Raw genomic sequence first — 22,886 nt, forward strand, 5'->3', positions numbered from 1 at the left:
GTTAACCTCCTAAGTAAGCCTTTTGGACGGCGGAATTGGTGAGAAGTTCCTGACCAGTTCCGTGAAGTTTCACCTCACCTGCGGCTAAAACGTAGCCACGGTCGGCGATGGACAGGGCTTTTTTGGCGTTTTGTTCAATCAGTAATACCGTCGTACCAGCCTGATTGATGGCCTGAATAATTTCGAAAATTTCATTAATAAATAGTGGGGCTAGGCCCATAGAGGGCTCATCCAGCAACATTAATTTGGGCCGGGCCATCAACGCCCGTCCCATGGCGAGCATCTGTTGTTCCCCACCAGAAAGGGTGGCGGCGTCTTGGTTAAGCCGCTGCTTAAGCACTGGGAAGTATTGATAGACGTCTTCATAGGCTTGGCTGAGGTGGGCGCGGTCTTTTCTAAGAAAGGCGCCCATTTGGAGGTTTTCTTGAACGGAGAGACCTGGAAAAATGTGGCGCCCCTCGGGAACCTGAGAGATACCAGCCTGTACAATCTTGGGAGCAGCGGTCTTTTGAATCGGGTGATCGAGGTAGGTGACCTCGCCGCTGACGGGCCGCATGATGCCCGAAATGGTGTGAAGAATCGTTGATTTGCCAGCACCGTTAGCGCCAATCAGGGTAACGATTTCCCCCTGTTGGATGTTGAAGCTGACTTTTTTAACGGCCTGAATGGCCCCGTAGTTGACGACCAGATCTTTGACGTTGAGCATTAGGCTTCACCTCCCAGGTAAGCTTTGATGACGGCGGGATTCTGTTGGATCTTGCTAGGTGTTCCTTCGGCTAGTAAGGCCCCATGTTCCAGGACGTAGAGGCGTTCCACAACGTTCATGACCAATGACATGTCGTGTTCAATCAGGACGATAGTAATGTGGAAATCGTGTTGAATTTGACGGATCAACCGGGTCAAATCGGCCGTTTCCTCTGGATTCATGCCAGCGGCCGGTTCGTCCAAGAAGAGAAGCTTGGGCTTGGTAGCAAGAGCCCGGACGATTTCCAACCGCCGCTGGATCCCGTAGGGCAGGTTCTTAGCGGGCTGGTCGGCGACCCCCGTGAGGTCAAAGATTGCCAGCAACTTCTGGGCGGCAGTGGTCATGTCGGCCTCCGTGCGGTAGAACTTGGGTGTACGGAAGATACTGGTGAAGAAGCCTTCACGGTAGTGGTTCGTCATGGCGATTCGGACGTTGTCGAGGACGGTAAGTTCTTTAAAGAGACGGATGTTTTGAAAGGTCCGCGAGATACCAGCTTGGGCAATTTCTGCCGGCTTTTTACCGTTGAGGGACTGGACGCCTTGATCCGTGTAAAGGCTAATTGCGCCCGAAGTGACGGGGGTAACACCGGTTAAGAGGTTAAATAACGTGGTTTTGCCAGCGCCATTGGGACCAATCAGGCCAATCAGTTCGTTCTGATCAAAGTGGACGGACACGTTGGCCACGGCGGTCAGTCCGCCGAAACTTTTGACGATTTGCTGTGCGGTTAATAGGGGACTACTCATGGACGGACTGCTCCTTTCGTTGGCGTGACCCAAGGGGTTTGAACGAAAATTCCCACGTCCCGAGGAGGCCGGATGGTTTGAAAATCATAATGAGAATCAGGGCTAGCGAGTAAATGATCATGCGCAGGGTCCCAAAGTTTTGGAGGACGGTATCCAACGTCCCCAGGACAATGGCGGCGATGAAGGTCCCGGTGATACTCCCAACGCCGCCTAGGACAACGATAATCAGGATGGCAATCGAGGCCATGATGTTGAAGTCTCCCGGGGCAATCGTTTGAATGTAAGCGGCGTGGAGGGAGCCCCCAATCGCCGCCGTGCTAGCGCCGAAAACAAAGGCCGCTAATTTCCACCGGGTCGTGTTGATGCCCATGGACTCGGCCGCAATTTCATCTTCACGAACGGACATGACGGCTCGTCCGCTACGACTATGAATGAAGTTGACGGTCACGATGGTGGTTATGCACATGAAAACGTAGACCGTGGCCCAGGTCACCAGTGGTGGAATGTTGAAGAGCCCTGCGGCCCCGTTGGTAATCTTGAGGTTATTGATCAGAATCCGAATGATTTCGGCAGCTCCCATCGTCGCAATGGCCAGGTAGTCCCCACGTAGACGCAGGGTAGGGATACCAACGATCAGGGCAGCGATGATGGCAATGCCGATGCCGACCACCACCGACAGGTAAAAGCCAATGGGAGTGACGAGTGTCTGCGTGATGATCCCAGTGGCGTAGGCCCCAATCGCCATGAATCCGGCATGGCCCAGTGAAAATTGACCAGAGAAACCAATGATCAGGTTCAGCCCAGTGGCCAGGATGATGTTAATGCCAATAGTAACGAGCATGTTTTCAATGAAGGAGTTGATGATACCGAGAAATTCACAGGCGTCGATCACAACGAAGCCGAGCACCATCACGCCTAGCCAGGCGGCATTGTATTTCAAATTGGCTTTCATTTATGACTCACCTACACTTTCTCTTTGGTCTTCTTGCCGAAAATACCAGCAGGTAGGACCAGTAGAATCACGATTAGGACGAAATAGACGACGGCATCCTTGTACGCTGAAAGACCCACGGCTTGGACGGCCGTTTCCAACAGGCCAATCAGGAAGCCGCCAAGGGAAGCGCCGGGGACGGAACCGATTCCGCCAATGACGGCGGCAACGAAGGCCTTGATCCCGGGGGTCATGCCCATCAACGGGTCGATCGAGTTGTAGTATAGGCCAATCAGCACACCCGCTGCCCCGGCCATGGCGGACCCTAAGGCAAAGGTGAAGGAGATAGTGTGGTTGATATTGATGCCTACTAGTTGAGCGGCTTCGGGATCCACGGAAACGGCCCGCATGGCCTTGCCCATCTTGGTGCGTTTGATGATCAACTCTAGCAGGAGCATCAGGAGACAGGCAGTTCCCAGAATAAGCAGTTGAATATTGGAAATTTGAATCCCACCTAGGTGGTAGGTTACGGTCTGAATCGCCTGCGGGAAGTTGCGGGTATTTGCGGTAAAGAAGTAGGTCATGCCATTTTCAAGGAGGAATGACACGCCAATCGCCGTGATCAATGCCGTGATACGGGGTGATTTCCGGAGGGGCCGGTAGGCAAAATATTCAATGATGACGCCAACTAGTGCACAGAAGAGCATGGCCGACAGCATGGCGAAGAGAAAGTTGAAATGGAGCTTGTTGATGACGAAGTAGCCCCAGAAGGCCCCGAGCATATAGATGTCACCATGGGCGAAGTTGATCAGCTTGATGATGCCGTACACCATGGTGTAGCCCAATGCGAGTAGCGCGTAAATACTACCTAGCGAGAGCCCATTAATTAATTGTTGTCCAATTGTTTGCATGTAATCACTCCAAGTCTATTTCACGTTGTACGTGCGCTGAACCTCACCCTTAGTCAATTGTTCAACGATCATGGACTTCTCAGGGTTATGGTGTTGATTCATCGTGATGGTCCCAGTGACACCCTTGAAGTTCTTCAGCTTGGCCAACCCATCCGTGATTTTAACGGAGTTGGCGGAGCCTTCATTTTCAATCGCGGCCTTGACCATGTAGACGGAATCGTAGGCCAAAGCGGAGAAGGTTGGTGCCGTGGTGTGGTACTTCGCCTTGAAATCCTTCAGGAAGCTAGCGGCAATGGCGTTCGTGTCACCGGACTTCGTGGAGAACGGCGTGGTGTAGTAGACGTTGTTGGCGCTAGCTTTACCAGCAATCTTAGTCAACTTTGCGTCGGCCATACCGTCACTGCCGACGATGGGAACGTTGATGCCAGCCTGCCGCGCTTGTTTGATGATCAAGCCCAGTTCTGAGTAGTAGCCGGGAGCGTAGATGGCGTCGATCTTTTTGTGCTTGAGGGCGGTCAAGATGGCGTTGAAATCTTTGTCACCTTCTTGGAACGTTTGGCTACTAGCAACGGTGCCCGTGTAGGTCTTCTTAAAGGCCTTGGTCAACCCGGTGCCGTAGTCGCTGGAGTTATCGGTGAGGACGGCGACCCGTTTGGCTTTCAGTGTGTTCGTCATAAATTTGGCTGCTGAGGACCCTTGGAAGTTGTTTTGGAAGCAGGCCCGGAAAATGTACTTTTGTACGTCGCCATTCTTTTGCAGCGTGTAATCAGGGTCGGTAGCGGAAGGACTGACGGATGGGACGGCGGCCTTGGTCATGTTGGGGATGGAAGCTGTCCCAGCGTTGGTGGCCGCTGGTCCAACCACAGCAACTACCTTGTCATTGTTGACCAACTGAGCGGCGACGGAAGCAGCGGTGGTGTTGGAAGTCTTGTTATCACGAATGACCAGCTGAATCTTCTTCTTGGACTTGCCAACCTTAATCCCACCGGATCGATTGATTTTGTTAACGGCTAATTGGATACCTTGTTTCTGTTGTTGACCATAACCGGCAGCGGAACCTGAGAGCTCCATGTTGACCCCGATTTTAACGGTCTTACCGGGATTGTTGCCCTGACTGCCATTGTTCTTAGCAGTGCTACAGCCGGCCATAGCGACGGCGGCGATAGAAAGTGCTGCGATTCTAATTGTCATTTTTTGCCATGTTTTCATATGTAATTCCTACTTTCTGAATTTGATTTGGTGACCAACTAAACTGTTTGATTCCCTCCCTTGGCTAACAAAAAGGCCTCATCCACGGAATGGATGAGGCCTAAGTACGTGTACTCAGCCCGCCATCCACGCAATGGGAAAGAAGGGCTCAGTACTTGAATTTGAGTGTTACCTCAAGGTCAAGTGACCGGGTCCTTCTTCGTTAATAATAAGGCTGCGTTTTGAACGGCAGGGGCGGCTGCCATGTTGGTTGTCTTTGGAGTTGTCATCATGATAGAATCCCTGCCTTTCAAAAGTTTTTTGATGTTTCTGCATTAGTTGATGTGTCCTACAATAATTAAAATTAGATGAGATGTCAAGGGTAAATCTCATTTTAATTTTAATGGCAATACAAATCCCTTGATATAAAAGGGTTTTGCAATATTGAAAAATAAGAGAATTGTTTGAGACAATCAGTATCTGAACGGAATTTTGACGATTATTGTGGGTGTAGTCAAGCTAATCAATCCAAGCGGAGGCGGCCAGGGGCGCCCTTGAAGACACGTGGGGTTCGTAGCTTCAAAGCGAGCTAGAAGACCATACTTTGGTTGAAGCGTCCCCACGGCAGGTCCTGCCCCTGACCGCCGGAGTGACATTATTAGATTGCATTTAAAGAATCAACTAAACAAAAAGCCGACTTAGAATTCGTCATCTTTCTAAGTCGGCTTTTTGACTCGTATACTGTGTTTATGCTGTGGGGGCGGTGAGGCTGACCGTGAGAACTCGCACGTCGTAGCTGGCGTTGGGCGCCTGAATGGTGACCGTGTCGCCCGGTTGGTGGCCCAATAAGGCCTTCCCTAGCGGCGACACGCGAGTAATTTTGCCGGCTTCTAAATCGGCTTCTTGGGTACCGACTAGCTGGTAGGTGGCCTGGTCCTCATCGTCTAAGAAGGCGACGGTGACCCATTTACCGAGTTCAACCACGTTGTTAGCAGTGGGGTCCACGACCTTGGCATACTGAAGTTGCTTATTGAAGAAACGTAGCTGACTTTCTAGGTGGCGGAGGTCCCGCTTCGCCGCTGAGTATTCGGCGTTTTCTGAAAGGTCCCCGTGCGCTCGCGCTTCTGCTAAAATTGCAATTTTTTCTGGTCGGTCGGCTTCAAGCGCGGCAATTTTGGCCTGTAACTCCTGGTAACCGGCGGCCGTGATGGGGTTGAAGTCCCGTGAATCTGCCATCGAATCACTCCATCCATTTCAAGATTTAGGTCTAGTTTACAGCAATTTGGTTACGAAAGGAAAAGGGGGCGATTAATATGGCGTTTTCTGGTCGATATTGGGTGTGCCAAGCGAGCTGTGGTCTCATTGTGATTGGTTTCCTGCTTTTGTTAGGTCACTGGGATTATGTTACGGGCCAGTTCCTCACGCATTTTTCGGTGTGGGATGGCTATCTAATGGTGAGTTGGGTGTGCTTTCCGTGGGCTAAATGGGTCGTTTTGATGGATACCCGGCGCGTGCAAGCGCCTACCATTCACCGACATCAACGGGAGCAGCCGGCCTCAGTCTATGAAGAAATGTGTCAACCACGGGGCCCCGTTGCTGCTCCCAAACAGACGTTACGCTGGTACTGGCGAGGGTTGCTGGATTTTCTACTTGCCATCCTAGCACCTATCATTTTAGGAGGGTTTGTCATTTATTCTCTTTGGCACAATTAAATTGTACTGTTTTCCCCTACCTTAACGTTAAATAATTGACGTTTTCGCTACTTAGCAACTGATTAGCGGGGAACATGTTAAAGTAGTGACAGTTGGAAGGAATCAGTTTTACGGCAACTGATTTTGCAGGTCAATCGGTTAAAGTATATGTGTTTGACAGTGGCTAACCGTTGACGCTAGTAATTCCATGAATCTAATCCAAAGGTTGAACTGGTAGTCTATCTAGTGGGCAATTAACGAAGTTAGTAAAGTAACGCGTTACCAATTGGCTGAAGAGTAAGTGGTGGTTATTGGAGAACCCGAGGGGATTAGACGTGTTAGGTTAGAGCTTGGGGGAGTGCTAATTTGACAGAATAGAAGTATATAATCCACTTAGGAAGAGGCTGCCCGGGGTAGCTTCTTTTTTTGGTCGTAGAAATCCCACTGATTCCCAAAATTTCGTGATAATAACGATTGCAAACAACTAGCTTTCAGGTTACATTAATGGGTGATAGGTATTACTACGGTTTAGTTAAGAGGGTGGTACAAAATGCTAGCGGTTTATCTTTGCGAGGATAATCCAGAACAATTGAAGCATTACACCGACGTTGTTCAGCGGTATATCATGATTAATGACTACGATATGCAGGTTCGGTTGGCAACACCGAGTCCTAAAGAGTTGTTGGCTAATTTGACGGCTAACCCACCGGAGTACGCGCTGTTTTTCCTGGATATTGAATTTCCGGCGGAAGATACCACGGGATTGGAAACGGCGATTACGATTCGGCAGCGCTTAGGCTTTGCGGAAATCGTGTTTGTGACGACGCACTCGGAGATGGCACTGCTCACATTTGAACGGAAGGTCGAGCCCATGGACTTCATCGTGAAGGACTTAGGCCGTGCTCAAATCGACCAAAAATTACGAGAAAATATCGATTACGGCTATGAACGCTACACAAATTACTTAGGAAATACGGAAAATTTATTTAGTTATACGATTGGTGGTCGCCAATTCAGTATGCCGATGGGCGACGTGTACTTCGTTGCCACCTCTGAGATGGCCCATAAGGTTACGGTGCACGCTGCCAATCAGTTGGTTGAGTTCCCTGGTTTTTTGAAGGATATTGCCGATGACTACCCAGAACTCTACCGCACGGATAAGAGTTTTTTAGTCAACCTGGACAACGTTAGCGGACTGGACACCACCAATCGGCGGCTGATTTTTCCCAATGGGGACGAGACGGATGTGGCGACACGGCGCTTTCATGAGGTTAAAACGTTGGTTCAGAAGCACTTAAAGGCCTGAGAGGGTGACACGATGCACATCTTTGATACACATTTTTGGATAAACTTTGTGTTGGCCATGACGATGCAGTGGTTTTGGACGCTGTGGATTGGGGTTATTCGCCCACGTAACTGGAAATTACCGCTGAAATGGATTGGGTGGGCGTTGATTCCGGCCGTCATTGGGACTTCCTGGTCGTTGGCGATTCCCCCCGTCTCCGCCTTACTTTACTTAATTCATCATCGACCGAAGATGTCGCTGATATTTGTTAACGCAACGATTGTGATTTTTCTGGTGGTCGTGTTAGTTAACGATGTGGTCCGCGCGGTAACCATTGAATTATTTGGCTTTGTTAGCAGTCAGACCGCTCCGGTCATTACGGGCCGGCTAGTTTTCCAAGTTCTGGTCTATACGCTCTGTTCATTGGCGGTTTCTGGAATGAGGATTCAACCCGGGAACTTGGAAGAGTTGGCGTTTAGTCGCAAGGAACAGTGGACGGTCATGGCATTGCTAGCAAGTATGAGTGTCTTGGCGCAGTTGTCGACGGTTATCATTCACCGGCTGGCAATTACCCACGCGATGATGACCTTTGCGCTGAGCATTGAACTCGTCATGATCCTGTTGATCAGTACGAGTCTGTTCTTCTTTTTACAGAGCTTTTTTCACCGGCAACGCGTTAAGGCAGGCTATCAGGAATTACTCTTGCGGTCACGGTATGACCGGCGAATCTCTGATCAGGTCCGGGCCATTCGGCAGTTTAAGCAGCAGTATCAAAAGCAGATGTTGCGGTTGGGCGATTACTTGGATACAGCGGATTATGATGGGTTGACAGCCTACTTTCAAACGTTGGATTCACGCTGGCATGCGACCAGTCACGTGACCGATCTGGAGGAGGATGGGTTACAACGACTGAGTGACCCACCGTTGAAGAGTTTATTGTTTCAAAAGATTTTGGCGGCTCAGGCTAAGGGTCGGGATCTGCGCCTGGAGATTCCCGATGAGGTTCGAACTTTTCCAATTGATAGTCTCCTCTTGATTCGCATTGTGGGGATCTTGCTGGACAATGCCTTGGAATCAGCGCCTGTTGCGGGTCAACAGGATATTCACTTTGCCATTCTGACGTATCCTGGGTCTGTTGAAATTTCTGTAGCCAATCCGGTTTCACAGGAGGACCCACCGCAGATCAACCGGTTCTTGACGACTGGGTACACGACGAAGGGGACTGGCCATGGTCAAGGACTGAAGACCGTGCAGGAAATCGTCATGCAGACCGACAATGCGTCCCTGCAGATTGCGTTGAAGCGAGGGATGCTGTACTTTACGCTGATTCTAACCAAGGAAGGCGGGTGAGAACGTGATTCAGGTCAGTGCGTTGAGTTTTTCACTATCAGAGTTTTCACTGGTCTTTTGGTTTGTTTACTTTCAATATTATTGGTTCCCCCAACTGCGGTTTAAAAAGAACTTTTCGTTGTACTGCGCGTTGGTGGCCGCGGGTTATACGTTGATTGATTTTATTAATCCATTTACTTTTAACAGCTCGCTGTTGGGTGCCCTTTCCGTGGTCATTATGTTGGGTGTCGAGCTGGGCCTGATTGGCTATCAACGGAAATGGGCGTACCTACCCGCGTTTATTGAAGTTTCCATTTTGGCGTATTTATTAATTGAATTCATTGATATGGTGGTCATTGTGACCACGATTTATCTGACAAACATGGAATTTGCCACCAGCCTGTGGGGGACATTGTCTGAAATTGTGATTGATAATATTATCTTTGCATTGATCATTATGGGGCTGTGGATGACCCGTGCCCCAATGGAAAATCTGATTGAATCCATGCTTGGTCGTTCGCTTGAGTACATGTTTTTGACGTTTATGGCGACTTTGGCGGTTGTGTACATTCTATTCGAATACTCCTTACAAATGCTGCAGCGGTCGGATCAATACCTGGTTTTTTTGGCGGGAATTGCTGGGACGTTGCTAGTGGGGTTGTCTCTGAGCACGTACATGTTGATGCAGACTCACTTGCAAGAGGAACACACGCAGCTTCAACGGCAACAACAGGCGTTTAGGGAGCAGTATACGACCGAGTTGAATCGGCAAATGAGTGTGGTTAAGAAGTTTAGTCATGACTACCAGAATATGTTGCTGGGACTGGGGGGTTACCTGGAAGATCAAGACTATGAGGGGTTTCGCCAGCTATACATCGATATTCGCTCTGGTTGGGCGACCAGTAATGCGGCTGAGTTGACCATTGATGACTTGGAAAACGTGCCGGGGACCAGTCTACGTTTTCGGTTATATCACAACTACCTATTAGCAAGACGGGCGGGCGTTCAACTCTTCGTGAAGGTTTCAGACCCATTGACGGCAACCGTTGCCGCGCTTAAGCAAATGGGGACAGTGATTGATGAACTGACGCCGGAAATACTGCCGATCATTAAACAGGTGCCGCCAGCCATGATTACGCTGGAGCTGAGTGAGACGTCGCGACTGTTACGGTTGCAGTTGACATTTCCGAGTCCGCCTAATGCACGAGTCGACGGTCACAACCGAATTATCTCTGACTTAGACACATTAGATTTTTCTAATGCATTGGGAATGATTCCCCAACAAGGAGCTAGCACATTACAACTGAAATTCCACTGGGGTCAGCTGATTGTGACATTGCCGAAGGGTTCTGGGCAATAGACCGGGGCTTGGAGTATTCACAAAGTCCCACTGATGAATAGTTTATAGTTCGCCCCTAACAGTTGAAAATTATTTACTGAAAACGCTTGCAATCTTATACCCATCTGATATACTAAGACTTGTAATACCAATCAATCTTTCAGGGAAGTTGTAAAATAAAGTGATTTTATAAGTTCCCGACTTTGTGAAATAGCTCTCATTTAAAAGATAAGAGTTATCTTTACAGCACGATTAGTTTTCGTTAACTGAACGTGTTTGAATTGCTCAATAACTACATATTGAGATTAATAACTGAATTCGAGTGAACAGCGTTTTCCTGACTACAAACTGTGATGATGTTGAATGCTCTAATGATGTTAGTGGGAGTCGGAGAGTGGTTACTCCGACTTTTTTTGTGTCTAAAATTAGTTTTCAAGCAGGGATGATGTTGTGCTCCGCCTCCGGCCGGCAGGGCGGGCGCCTGCTGTGGGGACCGCCTGCAGCCAAAGTACGGGCTTCCGGCGCGACTTGAAACCTCGGAAGTTCGCCGAGTTTCCAAGCTCGTCCCGTGGCGTAGACTCGGAAAGTCACCGAGTTAACGCCACCGACACAGCCGCCGCCCGCCCTGCCAACCTGCGGCTACAATTGTGGATAATTGATATGTAGGTTTTGAAAAAGCTGGGGGAACCACAGGGTGCTGGGTTAGGGATTTACCGGAAACAGTTGCAACGTACTATATAGTTTTGAATTGCCATTTGTAGGATAGTGGCCCATTGCTTGTATAATTTCGGACTGCCAGTAACTGAAAGTGAATCAAATATCAGCATCTAAAAAGGCGCGTGCCGCTAGGGGATTGAGACCCAGCGGCACGCGCCTTTTTTACACAATATTCAGTAAATTCAAAATTCCCCAGACCAATAAGCTGGCTAGTAAAACCAATAGGATAAGGATTGCCCATTTCTGTGGCCAACGCATCATATCCCCCCCTAAGCCATTCAACTGATTTTAGTATACGGGATAAAAATGATTAACGGTTACAATCGTCTAAATCGTGGAAAAATTGACGATTACGCTAATTTGTGTGAAATGTGGCGAAATCAGCGGGTACGGGCGCCGTCACGGTGGTTAAGGAACCATCCAGTGTCCACGGCTGGGGGAAGTCTAAACGCCAACAGTGTAGCCGTAAACGGTCCTGACTGGGGTCTGCATAGAGGGGGTCGCCAACCAGTGGATGCCCGGCATTAGCTAAGTGGACTCGGAGTTGATGGGTCCGGCCAGTCTCTAGCCACAACTTGACTAGCGTGGCGCCAGGCTGGTGGTTGACGGCTTCGTAGTGGGTCACGGCGGGTTGCGCGTGGACACCATTGACTAGGCGCTTGCGTTTGTCATTGGGATCACGACCGATGGGACCGGTAAACGTGCCCTGACCCTGTAAAGTCCCCCGAACCCAGGCCAAGTAGGTCCGCTGGACGCGCTTTTCAGCGATATTGCGCACCATCACGGGGACCACTGCGGGGGTCTTGGTCATTAGGAGGGCGCCGGTCGTTTCCTGATCGAGGCGGCTTAGAATGTAAGGACCTGGTTCGTCGGGACCCAAGTAGGCCGCCACGTGATTCAGCGTGGTACCACGTTCTGCTGGTTGATTGGGGTGGGTTTTACTGCCCCGGGTTTTGTTGATAACGAGCAGGTCGGCGGTTTCGTAGAGCACGCTGACGGTGGCCGCACTGTCAGGGAGCACATCGGGGAATGGTTCCTTGAAATCAGAGGGAACAAAGGTGAGCTGGACGGTTTCGCCAGCGTAAACGGGTTGATTCATGGTCCGGTAGCTGCCATTAACCAACACACGCTGGTGAATACGTAGGTCGTGGACGAGATGACTAGGGAGTAACCAGGCCGTCAATAATGCTCTGAGCGGCATGGGTGCTTGGGTTGCGGGGATAGTTTGAGTATAGGTCCATTGCATGGTGGCGCTCCTTTCCGTGACAGGGGAATTCCGAATCACAAGCTGGTGGACAATTGAACGATGAAAGCTTTTAAAGGTTGGTAACACAGTGTAACCGGCCGCCTTATTGGCTGCTAGATATGGTCTCAGGCGACCTCTCGGTTTACACAGAAATTTTCTGCAGACTAAAATTGCAGTCAGCCCATCATGAGGAATATGAATAAATCCGTCGTCGGTTATTATGTTAAACGGCAATCAGAGCCGGAGGAGGTCAGGGATGTAGCCGGCCGTGACGGTGGTGTTAACTGGTGTTTTGTGCCAGTTTACAGCACGGGCGACTTTGGAGACACGGGGTCTTCGTGGCTTCAAATCGAGCGAGAAGCCCGCTCTTTGGCTGAAGCGTCCCCACGGCAGGCGGAATCCCTGGCCGCCGGAGTGCAGCCAATGTATCATTCAACCTTTAGTGGGCAACAAAAAGAGTTTGGAACAATTGTCCCAAACCCTCACATTAACATTATCTAGAATCGTTTATTCTGGCTTAACGATCAGCACGTCGCAGATAGCGGAACGGCTGACGTAGTTGGTAACTGAACCAACCATCAAGCGTTCAACGGCCGTTAAACCAGTTGAACCGATGATAATCAGTTCCGTCTTGTGGTCAGCTGGGAATTCACGCGCAATGACGGGTTTTGGATTCCCAAAACGAACGTGAATGCTGACGTCAGGGACACCGGCGTCGATAGCTTGTTGCTTCAAGGCATCGAGACGATCTTGGACGTCTTGAGAAAGCTTGTAAATGACGTCACCACTGACGGCACCACCATAGGTATCACTGAACTGGTTAACTTCCAGTACGTTTAAAATATCAAGATGAGTGTTGTTACGCTTAGCAACTTCAATCGCTTTGTCTAAGACTGGTTGGGTTGCTTTAGAACCATCAACTGGAACCAGAATGTTCTTGTATTGTTGTAACATATGCAATGCCACCCCTTCACGATGCATCTTATACTTTACCTATACTATATCATTTATTCCCCAGCATGTAAGCACTTAATTCAACGGTGAACATTGAAAAAACGTGAAAAGGCCGCCATTTAGGGCGTTCTCTGATTTCAAAAATTCGGTTGAAATATTCATAGGTTGGATGAATAAATAAATATTCCGGTTTTGATCCGCCGGGTTTGGCAAGTTTGGATAGAGAATGGGTGGCCTACATGGCCAGCAATCGGGCTACCCAGTGGTCGATTCAGTTCCTGGCATGACCATGAGGGCGGTCTCGGCGATCCCGTACTTTTGGGTCATCAAGGTATTTATGGTCTGGGTCAGCTGGTAAATGGTGGCAGCAGTCATTTGAGGGTCGACGGCAATAGTCACGCTGACCATCACTAAATTCCCGTCGTAGTAGGCCTTGAGAAAAACAATGCGTTGGACCTGGGGAAGCTGGGCAATCGTCTGACAATACTGTTGTTCTAACTGAGGGTCAAAGTAATCGACCAGTTTAAGGCTACAATTTCGAAATATCTGAATCCCCGTGTAGAGGATGTAGATGCCTAGCAGCAAGCTGGCCAGGCCGTCGATCCAGGCCCAATGTAGCCAGCTAACGCCCAGGATAGTCAGCACGGTCACGAGGCTAGTGAGGGCATCCGTGTAGGTGTCCTGAGCGGCCGCAGTCAACGCGGTATTTTGGAGGCGCTGGGCCCAGCGATGATTGGCCCGCCATAGCAGCAGAAGCACGCCACTAGAGATGAGGGCGGCAATGCCAGCTGTATTGGGTTGCAAGTGATAACTAGGGTGCAAAATCAGCGTTCTGCTAGCCTTATAGATAATGTCGGCAGCAATGATAACCATGACTAGGCCGGCCGTTAACGTGTAGAGGGTTTCGAAACGAAAGCGAGATTGTTGGGTACGGGGGCCTACGTGCTCCTGTTCTGTGACGGCAATGGGCGCGCCCCAAAGGTCGTCATCTCTGGTTTTACTGGCAATGTAAAGACCAGTCATGAGCAGGCTAGTCGAAAAAATACCGGATAAGTTGTTGAACGCATCTGCCCGGAGAACCTGTGAATGACTCCAAGTGGCGGCGAGGTCCTCTACCAAAAACAAGCCTAAGTAGGTGGCGACATTTTCCCACAAGTGTCCGTAGGCTAGTCGGAGGTCGTGGACCACGGCGTGTTGCACCCGATTCCAATCATTAGCGGATTGATTCATCTCATCGCCTCCAGCTGGTTATTAAGCCAAGTGAAATTTTTGCTGAATATCAAAGCGTTCCTCTGGGCGCAGCAACCAAGCGGTCGTGACGATTGCAATCACAAGTTCACCGCCACTGACAGCTATCTGGATACCGTAGTGGATGGGACCTGAGCTTGAGAGGGAGCCAGACGCCGCCAAAATCAAAAAGTCGTTTAGAAAGTGTCCCGCGATTGGCCACCAGAGACTGTCGGTTCGTAGGTAAACTGCAGCGAATAGCAGGCCAATTGCTAAGGCACTAGTGGCCTGGAATCCAGTTGATAGCAGTGATTGGTGGGTGAGGTTTAGAAGGTGACTCAGACTGAAAAGTAGGCTGCTAACAAAGGTGATGGTCAGTAAATGGCGGGTTCCCCAGATGCGTAAGAGGCCACCCAACACGATGCCACGGAAGAAAATTTCTTCGTACGCGGCAATGCTGAGGCCGGTGCAATTGCTTGTAACGCTTGCCTGGCGGGGAGTGGCCCCACGGTCGAAACGCCCATCAGAATTAAGAGCACGTAGATAACTGGTACGATGCTCACCCAGAGCTGATGCGAAAAAGTAAAGGGTGATTTGAACTTGAGTGGGGCGTGGATAATGGTGTGGTTGATAACCAGTATGACGAGCAACAAGGTTAGGTCGGTGACTAGAATGCGGTTAGCAGCGGTTAGCGGTAAATGGCTAATCGGCAGCATGAGTACCAGCATGAACACCCAGAAGAGACCAATGATCCCAGTTTTACGAAGCTTCATACGATTCCCCCCTTTGGTGACCATCATTCTAGTCGCAAAGTGCTTAAACCGTTGCGTGAATGGTCACAAAGCGAGGAGTAATGGTGGTCACGTGACAAACGGTTATGTGGATATTAGGAAATAAATTTATGATCGATGGGTGATTCTTTGGGAGGACTCGGCTAGGCTAGTGTGCATGCCGATGGGGCAGGATTATTTGATATAAGTGCCTTTATTTCAGAGGGCTGGCGGCTGTCAAAACGTTTGGCACGGGTGTTATTAGCGGGTATAGTACGACGTAACTACGGGACGCTCTGGGGAGAACTGCCTGCAGAATTAGGCAAAAGTGGGGCGGCAATATGAAACCAATTATTCAGGGGTTTTTGATTTTGGTAGTGGCTATTGGTGCTTGGGTTGGGGGCAATCATCAGGCCTTGGCAAATAGTCAGTATTCTGCGACACGGTCGCGGTCAGTGCGGTTAGTTTGGCGTCGAAGTATGGGGCGGCACGCCCTAGTGGCCACCCAGGGTGCCCGTTATTCGCGGCACTTAGGCGTTCGGTACAGCAACAATGACGTGACGCTCAACGTCGTTTGGTACACGGATGCTCATGAAAAATTGTATGAAAAGGACAAGCATAAAAATGCTATTTACTATCACGTTAAAAGTGCAGATGGGACGCTGAGTGGCTGGATCTGGCGGGGATATTTAAAATCAGCCACCAAACATTCAGCAAGCACGATCACTGGACCAGTGACGGTGGATAATCTGGATTGGACTAAGACGCGGGCCTCTAAACGGGAAGCCCAGATGATGCAATTATTCCCGGGAGCCACGTATGATGCGAGTGTTTTTCAAGCGGCAGATACGATACTGACGATCGATGATGCGCCAGACGTCGCCGATGCAATGACCGAGATGGGCACTCAAAAATTCTTGGATTTTTACAAGGTGAGCTATCGGCAGTTTAAACGAATTAATTTTGTGGCGAAGGATCCGGACAGTGTTGCCAGTATTGCGCAGGGCTTGTCAGCAGCGGGATATAGCCAAACTGCACGTAAGCAATTTGCCGGTTGGCATATCGGTGGGAGTTTAATTGGACCGGATGATGGCAATGACGATAATATTTTAGAGGGCACCGTGCCGGGAGAGGGTTACCTCATACTGGTGAAGAAATAGCGGCGTTAGATATTGCAAAATAAATATTGAGATGTTGGAACGTTGACCATTTTTAGGGTAATTAATGAATGGCTTACCGGGAAATGGGGAGTCGAACAGGTAGTTGAAAAATAAGCCTGTTAATTTCAACACTTTTTCCGCGAGGTGACGGGGTTGGCAAGGCCTGGACCTTCCGGTATAGTACGGGTTACCCACCTAAAGAGATTCACTTCCTTCCAAACAAAAAGCCGACGAATCAGAAACGATTCGTCGGCTTTAGTGGGTTTTTACTGAAAATATATGATGGGTTGTCTCCGGTTGCCGGGGCGAGACTCTGCTGTGGGGACCACCTGCGGCCTGAGAACCGGTCCTCCGGTTCGACTTGGAACCACACCTAGACCGCGTGTTTCCAAGCTCGTCCCATGGTGTAGATCCGGGGCAGAGCACCCGAACCAACGCCATCGACACAGCTGATCCTCGCCCCGACAACCTCCAACGTTAGATATTTTCAGTGAAGTTGGTTGTGTTGAAGCTTGAGATGTTTATCTCAGATAAGCAGAATCCCTGATTACCATACAAATTAATGTTCAGCTATTCCAAACTGTTGGACGTTAATGACAAGTTGCTCCAGAATTCAGAGTTACCGTTGCCAATGTCGTAGCCCTTGACCCGGTGGTTAACGGGGGCCCAAGTGTAGTTGAACGCGTTTGGCACGACGTAAGCCTCTTCGTTCATGTATTCTTGCCATTCCTTGAAGATCTTAGTCCGGTAAGTGTTGTTCCAAGACTTCGAGTTGTTCATTTCACTGATCAGCTTATCGTTCTTGGCTTCAACAAAGTGACTGAAGTTAAAGGTTGCAGATTGACCGTACAACGTGGTTGGCGTTGGTTCGGAGGACAGGCTGAAGTTCGCATCAAAGATATCCATCTTGTCTTGCTTTGGTTGTTGCAGGATGTTGTAGAAACTGTTCATTTCCATCGTCTTGCCGGTGGCTAACTTGACGTTCAAACCAACCTTGTGCCATTGCTGCATGTAGTCTTGGTATTCAGCTGCTTGGACGGAGGTTTCAGTCATGGCACCGAAGTAGATGGTCAGTGGCTTGCCGTTTGGTTGGACCCGCCACTTGCCCTTCTTCTTGTAGCCAGCTTCGTCCAGTAACTTGTTGGCCTTGCTCAGGTTGTAAGGGTAGCCCTTAGCTGTGGAATCCCAGTACTTTGCGAAGATTGGTGGAATCAGTGAGTTGGCCCGCCAAGTAATGCCATTACCGAACTTCTTGTTGACGGCATCGAGGTTCAGGGCGTACATCATGGCTTGCCGAAGATTCTTGTTGGACATTTTACTCTTCGGGTTCATGACGTTCTTACCAGCCTTGGTATCAAATTGCCCAACGTTGAAACCGAAGTAGCCGTATCCCAGTTCTGGTTGACCAACTGGTGTGTAATTCTTTAGGTTCTTCAGTTCCTTGTAGTCGGTCCCACGCATGACCCCAGCGGGTGAGGTGAAGTCGTATTTACCAGATTGAATTGCCTTGTCGATGTTGTTCGGGGAGACCACAGTGATGGTAATGTGTTGAATTTGTGGCTTCTTGCCGTAGTAGTACTTGTTAGGTGACCAGGAAGTTGATTCGCCTTCAACGACCTTATCTAGCTTGTAAGGACCAGTGAAGAGGGGATCCTTTCGAATCTGAGCGGAAGCAGCCAGTTTAGCGATTGGCACACTCTTGATGTATTCGTAAGGTTCCACGGCGCCCCAGATGAAGGTGTTGCCAATATATTTCATACTTGGTGACATCTTGTCGAAATGAATGACGGCTACTTTGCCGGTCGGGCCATCTGGGAGGGTAATTCCAGGAATGGTCTTGGCGGTTCCAGCGTGGTATGCGGCCATGCCTTTAATGGCGTTGAAGTCGGACGAATACTGCTGTGAAGTCGTGTCCTTATTCCCGATGACTTCGTAGGCGTATTCGATGTCCTTGGCGGTAACGGGCATACCGTTGGACCACTTACCATCTTTACGAATGGTGATGGTGGCGGTCTTAGCCTTCAGATTCAGTCGTTGGTTAGCCAGCCCACCGTCAACAATCTTAAAGTCTTTGTCGTAGTTGAAGAGACCATCGATGTTACCGGGTTGGTTCCCCCCAGGAGCGAAGACGTCGGTATCCTCAGCGTTAGTGATCAGGGATGGATCGGTCAGGCCTTGGAATGGAGCGCTATTGGGTTCAGCAATCTTTAAAGTGCTGTTCTTCGTGGCCGATTGATCGGTGGCCTTAGAATTGTGATAGATTTCAGCCAGGTTGATAGATGAACCGACCTCGCCCGAACTATTGGAACTTGAACTCTTTTTGGAACAAGCGGCCAGTCCAATTACGGCTAGCAACGCCATGGTAGACAGGACGATTTTGTTTTTTTTCATGTCAAAGTTTCCCCCTCGAAGTAAACTCCTCACATTGGTGACACAGGTTAAGTGAAGTAGGCACCATCTCCTCAAATGATGATGAATTAGTCCGTGGTTCCTTGTCGTTGAGAAGCGTCGGCGGCCCGACGAAGGACTTGGCCGATATAGCTGATAGCTAAACACAGGATGATAATCTCAAGCGCGGCGGGCAACCAGGTCCACCAGTACTGTGTAATATTGTTGGGATCGTTGGCGTTAGCAATCATGGTCCCCAGCGAGGGCGTTTGGCTTGGTAGGCCGAACCCCAGGTAAGATAGCCCCGTTTCGACGCCAATATTTTCAGCGAACGACAACGTCGTGTCCACGATTATCAGTGATGAAATATTGGGCATGATGTCACGGAAAATAATTTTCCAGCGGTTAGTTCCAGAGGTCAGGGATGCAGCGGCGTAGTCCTTGCCAGACTCCGCCAAGGTACGTGAGCGAATCAAACGTGACGTGCCTTCCCAGTAGAAGATGGAGAAAATTAAGGTTAGGGTGACGGCATTGTAGTGTGGGATGATGGTGACCAAGACGATGATCATCATGGTCATTGGTAGCATCATCATGAAGTCGTAGACCCGTTGCATTCCCCAGTCAACGTACCCACTGAAGTATCCGGAAATCAGCCCCCAACAGATACCAAACGTCGATGAAATGATGGTTAATCCTAAGGCAATACCAATTGAATTTCGTGAGCCAACAATTAGTTGCAGGAGAATGGAACGGCCACCTGCATCTGCTCCCAGCGGAAAGCCAGCAGTTAATGGCCGATTAAAGTAGTCTACGATGTTAGTCTCCATCATTTTGGGGGTGTTGATGAACAGGGCGCCCACCATGACGAAGAGAATAAAGCCAACGACGACAAATAGTGAAATTAAGGCTGGTCGGTCCGCTTTGAACTCATTCCAGATAATGCGGGCGGTGGAGGGCGTCGCTTCGGCCTGGGCTTCACGGGTCAACCGATCCAGGTCAGCGGCCGAGATACTTGAGTGTTGTGCAAAATTTTCAGCCATAGAACCGCCCCCTTAGTCGATACGAATCCGTGGATCAACCAGGCTGAGAATGATATCCGAAAGTAGTGTTCCCAGTAAGTTCAGAATGCCGTAAATCAGGACCAGTGCTGTAATTACCGTGTAGTCCCGGTAGATGATGGAGTTCACGAAGAGCAATCCCATGCCCGGGTAAGAGAAGACCGTTTCCGTAAAGATGGAGCCATTGAGTAATCCGGTGATAGAGTAGCCAGCAAATGCGGCAATCGGTAGCAGGGAGTTACGGAAAATGTGGTGCCGATAGATATCCTTGCTGGGAACGCCCTTCGACTGAGCGGTCCGCACGTAGTCGGAATGTTTGGCATCGATGACTTCAGAACGGAGGTATTGCACGATATTGACGGTCCCGAACAATGCACCGAGGAGGCCGGGCAACAGGATGTGGGTTAGATGCGACCCAATGGTTTGCGCCCAGCCGTTGGCATTTGGTGAAATGGATCCAGTCGTTGGGAACCAGCCCAAAATGTAGCCGAAAACCCAGATACCAATGACTAAGATAACGAAGAAGGGAATGCAGTAGGTCACGTAGGTGTAGACTCGAATGACTGTGTCGGGGAGCTGCCCTTCATGTCGTCCAGCGAAGACCCCCATGGGTAATGCCATGGCGTAAGTCAAAATCATCGTGAAGAGCGATAACCAGAGGGTATTGCCTGCCCGTCCGGCAATTAAGCGGGAGACGGGTTCTTGGTACTGATAGCTGTCACCTAAGTTACCGTGAAATAAGTGGACGACCCAGTGCCAATATTGCTGGTACCAGGGATCGTACAACCCGTTGAGTTTCATCAAGTGATGGATTTGTTCGGGGTCCGCCTTGGGATTGATGGATCCCGTAAAAGGGTCACCAGGCATCGCCTTAGCTAGTAAGAAAACCAAAATGCTAAGGATGATGACTTCGGGAATCATAATTAAGAGGCGACGAAGAATTGTTTTCCACATTAGTCCTGCGCCTCACTTTCTTGAACCAGCAGTTGTTGGGCGAGTTTCGGGGGCAGGGCGACCGAATGGGTCGGACTGACCTGAACGAGTGGGTAAGCCTCCCCAGACTCGTCGTAGTAATCGTGCTGTTGGGATTGGTAGATTTGTTCGACCCTCTGTCGCATGGCCCGGTGAGCGGCACGTTCACTGACGTTGACGTCTGGAATAGCTGCTAGTAGGCGTTTGGTGTAAATGTGCAGGGGATGGTTGTAGATATCATCGCGAGTGCCCACTTCGACCAGCCGACCGCGGTTCATAATGGCAATGTTGGTACACATATGACGAACGACGCCGAGATCGTGTGAGATAAACAGGTAGGAGATGCCAAAGCCCCTTTGAATCTTCTTCATGAAGTTCAACACCTGCGCCTGGACAGAAAGGTCTAAGGCGGAAACGGGTTCATCAGCGATGATGAGTTTGGGGTTGGTTGCTACGGCGCGAGCAACTCCAATCCGTTGTCGTTGTCCCCCTGAGAACTGATGGGGATATTTGTACAGTGCGTCGGCGTCTAACCCGACAATGTCTAAGAGTTGCAAAACCCGCAGCTTTTCTTGATCCTTAGTGAGGTGTTCGAAGTTACGTAAGGGTTCCGCAATGATGTCTTCGATACGTTTGCGGGGATTCAAACTGGATAGTGAGTCCTGAAAAATCATCTGAACGTCGCGGTTGTAGTCCAAGAGTTGGCGGTTACGACGCTGCGTAATGTCCTTACCCTGATACAGGATGGATCCGCTGGTGACCTTCTCGAGGCCAACCACGGACTTCCCGGTGGTCGATTTTCCAGAACCAGATTCACCGACGAGACCGTAAGTTTCGCCAGCCTCAATGTTGAAAGTGATGCCATCCACGGCTTTGACGGAATCCGTCACCCGGTTCCAAAATCCCGACCGGATGGGATAGTGGACTTTTAAGTCCTTGATTTCAATTAAGCTCATACCGTGACGCCTCCCTCGTCCGGAAACTGAAAGGTTTGATAACACGTGCAACGTACCCAGTGGCCGGGCACCACCTCGTGCATCTGTGGATCGGCCTCGTGGGCACTGGCAGGAACCCAAGGAATTCGTGGTGCAAAGCGGTCACCCGTGGTGGGCATTTTTTGCAGAGATGGCACGTTGCCTTTGATGACGTAGAGGTCATCTTGTTGATTGTCTAGCTGTGGCATGGAGCGCAGGAGCGACCGCGTATACGGGTGCTCCGGGGTATCAAAGATTTGTTCGGCTGACCCCTTTTCCACAATTTGGCCGGCATACATGACGGCCACCTGATCAGCCGTTTCGGCGACGACGCCTAGGTCGTGCGTGATGAGGATAATGCCGGCGTGATTTTCACGTTGAATGTCCCGCAGAACGTCTAAAATTTGGGCTTGAATCGTGACATCTAGTGCGGTCGTGGGTTCATCGGCAATGATCAAATCGGGCTTGCAGGCAATCGCGATGGCAATGATGACGCGTTGGCGCATGCCACCTGATAATTCGTGGGGGTACTGGCGGGCCGTACGTTGGGGATTAGTGATACCAACTTGGTTGAGCAGCTCCAGGACACGGTCGTGCTTAGCCGCCTTAGAGAGGCTCGTATGGTAGGTCATGACTTCACTGATTTGGTCTTCGATTCGTTTCAACGGGTTTAGCGCGGAGAGGGGATCTTGAAAGATCATCCCAATCTTAGCGCCTCGAAATTGGTTGTAGCCGGCTTCGTCAAGCTGGAGGAGGTCAGTGTCTTCAAAGTCGATCTCGCCGGTAATATGCGTCTCGCTCGGATCATGGAGGCCCATGATGGTCGTGGCCAGCGTACTCTTGCCACAGCCTGATTTTCCCACGATGGCTAAAATTTCATCATGGTGGACTTCAAGATTAATGTGAGAGATGGCGTCGTAGTACTGACCGTTGATTTTAAACGCCGTGCTGACATCTTTGATTCTTAGAAAATTGTTGGCAGTCTCCACGAAAATCCCTCCCCAGAATTGGTGGTCGGTCATCCTGAGCCGATCGACTACGAAAATGTATAAATTTACGACAACATGCACCCATAGCTTGGGCGATTGAAAGTTCGCAATGATTGGTCGTTGAGAGAAAATAAAAGCACGGAAATTAGGACCAAAATCCTTGATAAGCTTCAATGGCGCAATCATCGCAGATAACGCCGTTGATGGTAAAATTTTCGGCTTAAAAGTGGTTGGTTGGATAACGGGATTGCCAAACTAATGGTTGAGGG

At 49.8% G+C, this 22,886-nt stretch carries 21 protein-coding genes; 5 read left to right on the top strand and 16 right to left on the bottom strand.

The genetic code is table 11. The features are described from left to right. Window position 1: 1 nt before the first annotated feature. The 6 genes from EKM87_RS04845 to greA all read right to left on the bottom strand — a co-directional run bounded on the left by EKM87_RS04845 (window position 2) and on the right by greA (window position 5,754). Window positions 2-706: an ABC transporter ATP-binding protein gene (locus EKM87_RS04845; RefSeq protein WP_125682431.1), complete on the bottom strand. Its 705-nt coding sequence runs from the start codon at window positions 704-706 to the stop codon at window positions 2-4. Further along, window positions 706-1,488, bottom strand: a complete 783-nt coding sequence (locus tag EKM87_RS04850; RefSeq protein WP_125682433.1) for an ABC transporter ATP-binding protein — start codon at window positions 1,486-1,488, stop codon at window positions 706-708. Before EKM87_RS04850 ends, EKM87_RS04845 begins: the two co-directional genes overlap by 1 nt. Continuing rightward, a complete protein-coding gene (locus EKM87_RS04855; protein ID WP_125682435.1) occupies window positions 1,481-2,440 on the bottom strand; it encodes a branched-chain amino acid ABC transporter permease in 960 nt (319 codons plus the stop codon). Before EKM87_RS04855 ends, EKM87_RS04850 begins: the two co-directional genes overlap by 8 nt. A gap of 11 nt (window positions 2,441-2,451) precedes the next feature. Then, window positions 2,452-3,330, bottom strand: coding sequence for a branched-chain amino acid ABC transporter permease (locus EKM87_RS04860; RefSeq protein WP_125682437.1), 879 nt, complete (start codon window positions 3,328-3,330; stop codon window positions 2,452-2,454). A 15-nt stretch (window positions 3,331-3,345) separates the two neighbouring features. Further along, a complete protein-coding gene (locus tag EKM87_RS04865; RefSeq protein ID WP_125682440.1) occupies window positions 3,346-4,539 on the bottom strand; it encodes an ABC transporter substrate-binding protein in 1,194 nt (397 codons plus the stop codon). 726 nt (window positions 4,540-5,265) lie between these two features. Continuing rightward, window positions 5,266-5,754: a transcription elongation factor GreA gene (gene greA, locus EKM87_RS04870; protein ID WP_125682442.1), complete on the bottom strand. Its 489-nt coding sequence runs from the start codon at window positions 5,752-5,754 to the stop codon at window positions 5,266-5,268. Between the two features lie 215 nt (window positions 5,755-5,969). Between greA and EKM87_RS04875 the strand changes: the two genes are divergently transcribed. The 4 genes from EKM87_RS04875 (at window position 5,970) to EKM87_RS04890 (ending at window position 10,183) form a co-directional block, all read left to right on the top strand. Further along, on the top strand, window positions 5,970-6,230 hold the full coding sequence (locus EKM87_RS04875; RefSeq protein ID WP_225428396.1) for a hypothetical protein: 261 nt from the start codon (window positions 5,970-5,972) through the stop codon (window positions 6,228-6,230). Between the two features lie 529 nt (window positions 6,231-6,759). Further along, window positions 6,760-7,515, top strand: a complete 756-nt coding sequence (locus EKM87_RS04880; RefSeq protein ID WP_125682446.1) for a response regulator transcription factor — start codon at window positions 6,760-6,762, stop codon at window positions 7,513-7,515. 12 nt (window positions 7,516-7,527) lie between these two features. Next, the gene (locus tag EKM87_RS04885; protein ID WP_125682448.1) at window positions 7,528-8,844 is read left to right on the top strand and encodes a GHKL domain-containing protein; all 1,317 of its coding nucleotides are present in this window, start codon (window positions 7,528-7,530) and stop codon (window positions 8,842-8,844) included. A 4-nt stretch (window positions 8,845-8,848) separates the two neighbouring features. Continuing rightward, window positions 8,849-10,183 (top strand): signal transduction protein, encoded by a 1,335-nt coding sequence (locus EKM87_RS04890; protein WP_125682450.1) that lies wholly within the window; start codon window positions 8,849-8,851, stop codon window positions 10,181-10,183. Between the two features lie 1,051 nt (window positions 10,184-11,234). On the opposite strand, the gene EKM87_RS04895 is transcribed toward EKM87_RS04890, so the two are convergent. The 5 genes from EKM87_RS04895 to EKM87_RS12505 form a co-directional block, all read right to left on the bottom strand. Continuing rightward, window positions 11,235-12,125, bottom strand: a complete 891-nt coding sequence (locus EKM87_RS04895) for an RluA family pseudouridine synthase (protein WP_125682452.1) — start codon at window positions 12,123-12,125, stop codon at window positions 11,235-11,237. Between the two features lie 507 nt (window positions 12,126-12,632). After that, window positions 12,633-13,079, bottom strand: a complete 447-nt coding sequence (locus tag EKM87_RS04900) for a universal stress protein (protein ID WP_125682454.1) — start codon at window positions 13,077-13,079, stop codon at window positions 12,633-12,635. 255 nt (window positions 13,080-13,334) lie between these two features. Then, window positions 13,335-14,309 (bottom strand): cation diffusion facilitator family transporter, encoded by a 975-nt coding sequence (locus EKM87_RS04905; protein WP_125682456.1) that lies wholly within the window; start codon window positions 14,307-14,309, stop codon window positions 13,335-13,337. A gap of 21 nt (window positions 14,310-14,330) precedes the next feature. Next, window positions 14,331-14,726: a CPBP family intramembrane glutamic endopeptidase gene (locus EKM87_RS04910; RefSeq protein ID WP_263853766.1), complete on the bottom strand. Its 396-nt coding sequence runs from the start codon at window positions 14,724-14,726 to the stop codon at window positions 14,331-14,333. After that, entirely contained in the window at window positions 14,681-15,079 is a 399-nt protein-coding gene (locus EKM87_RS12505) for a hypothetical protein (protein ID WP_225428397.1), read from the bottom strand. The genes EKM87_RS04910 and EKM87_RS12505 overlap by 46 nt, the downstream gene beginning before the upstream one ends. 338 nt (window positions 15,080-15,417) lie before the next feature. Here EKM87_RS12505 and EKM87_RS04915 point away from each other — a divergent pair, with 338 nt between their 5' ends. Continuing rightward, the gene (locus tag EKM87_RS04915) at window positions 15,418-16,236 is read left to right on the top strand and encodes a hypothetical protein (RefSeq protein ID WP_125682460.1); all 819 of its coding nucleotides are present in this window, start codon (window positions 15,418-15,420) and stop codon (window positions 16,234-16,236) included. Between the two features lie 570 nt (window positions 16,237-16,806). Here the strand turns inward: EKM87_RS04915 and EKM87_RS04920 are convergent. The 5 genes from EKM87_RS04920 to EKM87_RS04940 all read right to left on the bottom strand — a co-directional run bounded on the left by EKM87_RS04920 (window position 16,807) and on the right by EKM87_RS04940 (window position 22,650). Next, the gene (locus EKM87_RS04920; RefSeq protein ID WP_125682462.1) at window positions 16,807-18,627 is read right to left on the bottom strand and encodes an oligopeptide ABC transporter substrate-binding protein; all 1,821 of its coding nucleotides are present in this window, start codon (window positions 18,625-18,627) and stop codon (window positions 16,807-16,809) included. Window positions 18,628-18,713: 86 nt separating this feature from the next. After that, a complete protein-coding gene (locus EKM87_RS04925; RefSeq protein WP_125682464.1) occupies window positions 18,714-19,664 on the bottom strand; it encodes an ABC transporter permease in 951 nt (316 codons plus the stop codon). Between the two features lie 12 nt (window positions 19,665-19,676). Continuing rightward, the gene (locus EKM87_RS04930) at window positions 19,677-20,636 is read right to left on the bottom strand and encodes an ABC transporter permease (protein ID WP_125682466.1); all 960 of its coding nucleotides are present in this window, start codon (window positions 20,634-20,636) and stop codon (window positions 19,677-19,679) included. Beyond that, a complete protein-coding gene (locus EKM87_RS04935) occupies window positions 20,636-21,610 on the bottom strand; it encodes an ATP-binding cassette domain-containing protein (RefSeq protein WP_125682468.1) in 975 nt (324 codons plus the stop codon). The genes EKM87_RS04930 and EKM87_RS04935 overlap by 1 nt, the downstream gene beginning before the upstream one ends. Continuing rightward, window positions 21,607-22,650 (bottom strand): ABC transporter ATP-binding protein, encoded by a 1,044-nt coding sequence (locus EKM87_RS04940; protein ID WP_125682470.1) that lies wholly within the window; start codon window positions 22,648-22,650, stop codon window positions 21,607-21,609. The genes EKM87_RS04935 and EKM87_RS04940 overlap by 4 nt, the downstream gene beginning before the upstream one ends. Window positions 22,651-22,886: the final 236 nt, after the last annotated feature.

It is taken from the genome of Levilactobacillus yonginensis (assembly GCF_003946265.1).
Classification (GTDB): domain Bacteria; phylum Bacillota; class Bacilli; order Lactobacillales; family Lactobacillaceae; genus Levilactobacillus; species Levilactobacillus yonginensis.

Excerpts from the sequence above, each read along its gene's own strand:
- EKM87_RS04935 (WP_125682468.1), bottom strand. The coding sequence starts at position 21,610 with ATGAGCTTAATTGAAATCAAGGACTTAAAAGTCCACTATCCCATCCGG.
- EKM87_RS04880 (WP_125682446.1), top strand. The coding sequence starts at position 6,760 with ATGCTAGCGGTTTATCTTTGCGAGGATAATCCAGAACAATTGAAGCAT.
- EKM87_RS04855 (WP_125682435.1), bottom strand. The coding sequence starts at position 2,440 with ATGAAAGCCAATTTGAAATACAATGCCGCCTGGCTAGGCGTGATGGTG.
- EKM87_RS04845 (WP_125682431.1), bottom strand. The coding sequence starts at position 706 with ATGCTCAACGTCAAAGATCTGGTCGTCAACTACGGGGCCATTCAGGCC.
- EKM87_RS04850 (WP_125682433.1), bottom strand. The coding sequence starts at position 1,488 with ATGAGTAGTCCCCTATTAACCGCACAGCAAATCGTCAAAAGTTTCGGC.
- EKM87_RS04940 (WP_125682470.1), bottom strand. The coding sequence starts at position 22,650 with ATGACCGACCACCAATTCTGGGGAGGGATTTTCGTGGAGACTGCCAAC.
- EKM87_RS04920 (WP_125682462.1), bottom strand. The coding sequence starts at position 18,627 with ATGAAAAAAAACAAAATCGTCCTGTCTACCATGGCGTTGCTAGCCGTA.
- EKM87_RS04885 (WP_125682448.1), top strand. The coding sequence starts at position 7,528 with ATGCACATCTTTGATACACATTTTTGGATAAACTTTGTGTTGGCCATG.
- EKM87_RS04930 (WP_125682466.1), bottom strand. The coding sequence starts at position 20,636 with ATGTGGAAAACAATTCTTCGTCGCCTCTTAATTATGATTCCCGAAGTC.
- EKM87_RS04875 (WP_225428396.1), top strand. The coding sequence starts at position 5,970 with ATGGTGAGTTGGGTGTGCTTTCCGTGGGCTAAATGGGTCGTTTTGATG.
- greA (WP_125682442.1), bottom strand. The coding sequence starts at position 5,754 with ATGGCAGATTCACGGGACTTCAACCCCATCACGGCCGCCGGTTACCAG.
- EKM87_RS04865 (WP_125682440.1), bottom strand. The coding sequence starts at position 4,539 with ATGAAAACATGGCAAAAAATGACAATTAGAATCGCAGCACTTTCTATC.
- EKM87_RS04915 (WP_125682460.1), top strand. The coding sequence starts at position 15,418 with ATGAAACCAATTATTCAGGGGTTTTTGATTTTGGTAGTGGCTATTGGT.
- EKM87_RS04925 (WP_125682464.1), bottom strand. The coding sequence starts at position 19,664 with ATGGCTGAAAATTTTGCACAACACTCAAGTATCTCGGCCGCTGACCTG.
- EKM87_RS12505 (WP_225428397.1), bottom strand. The coding sequence starts at position 15,079 with ATGAAGCTTCGTAAAACTGGGATCATTGGTCTCTTCTGGGTGTTCATG.
- EKM87_RS04900 (WP_125682454.1), bottom strand. The coding sequence starts at position 13,079 with ATGTTACAACAATACAAGAACATTCTGGTTCCAGTTGATGGTTCTAAA.
- EKM87_RS04895 (WP_125682452.1), bottom strand. The coding sequence starts at position 12,125 with ATGCAATGGACCTATACTCAAACTATCCCCGCAACCCAAGCACCCATG.
- EKM87_RS04905 (WP_125682456.1), bottom strand. The coding sequence starts at position 14,309 with ATGAATCAATCCGCTAATGATTGGAATCGGGTGCAACACGCCGTGGTC.
- EKM87_RS04860 (WP_125682437.1), bottom strand. The coding sequence starts at position 3,330 with ATGCAAACAATTGGACAACAATTAATTAATGGGCTCTCGCTAGGTAGT.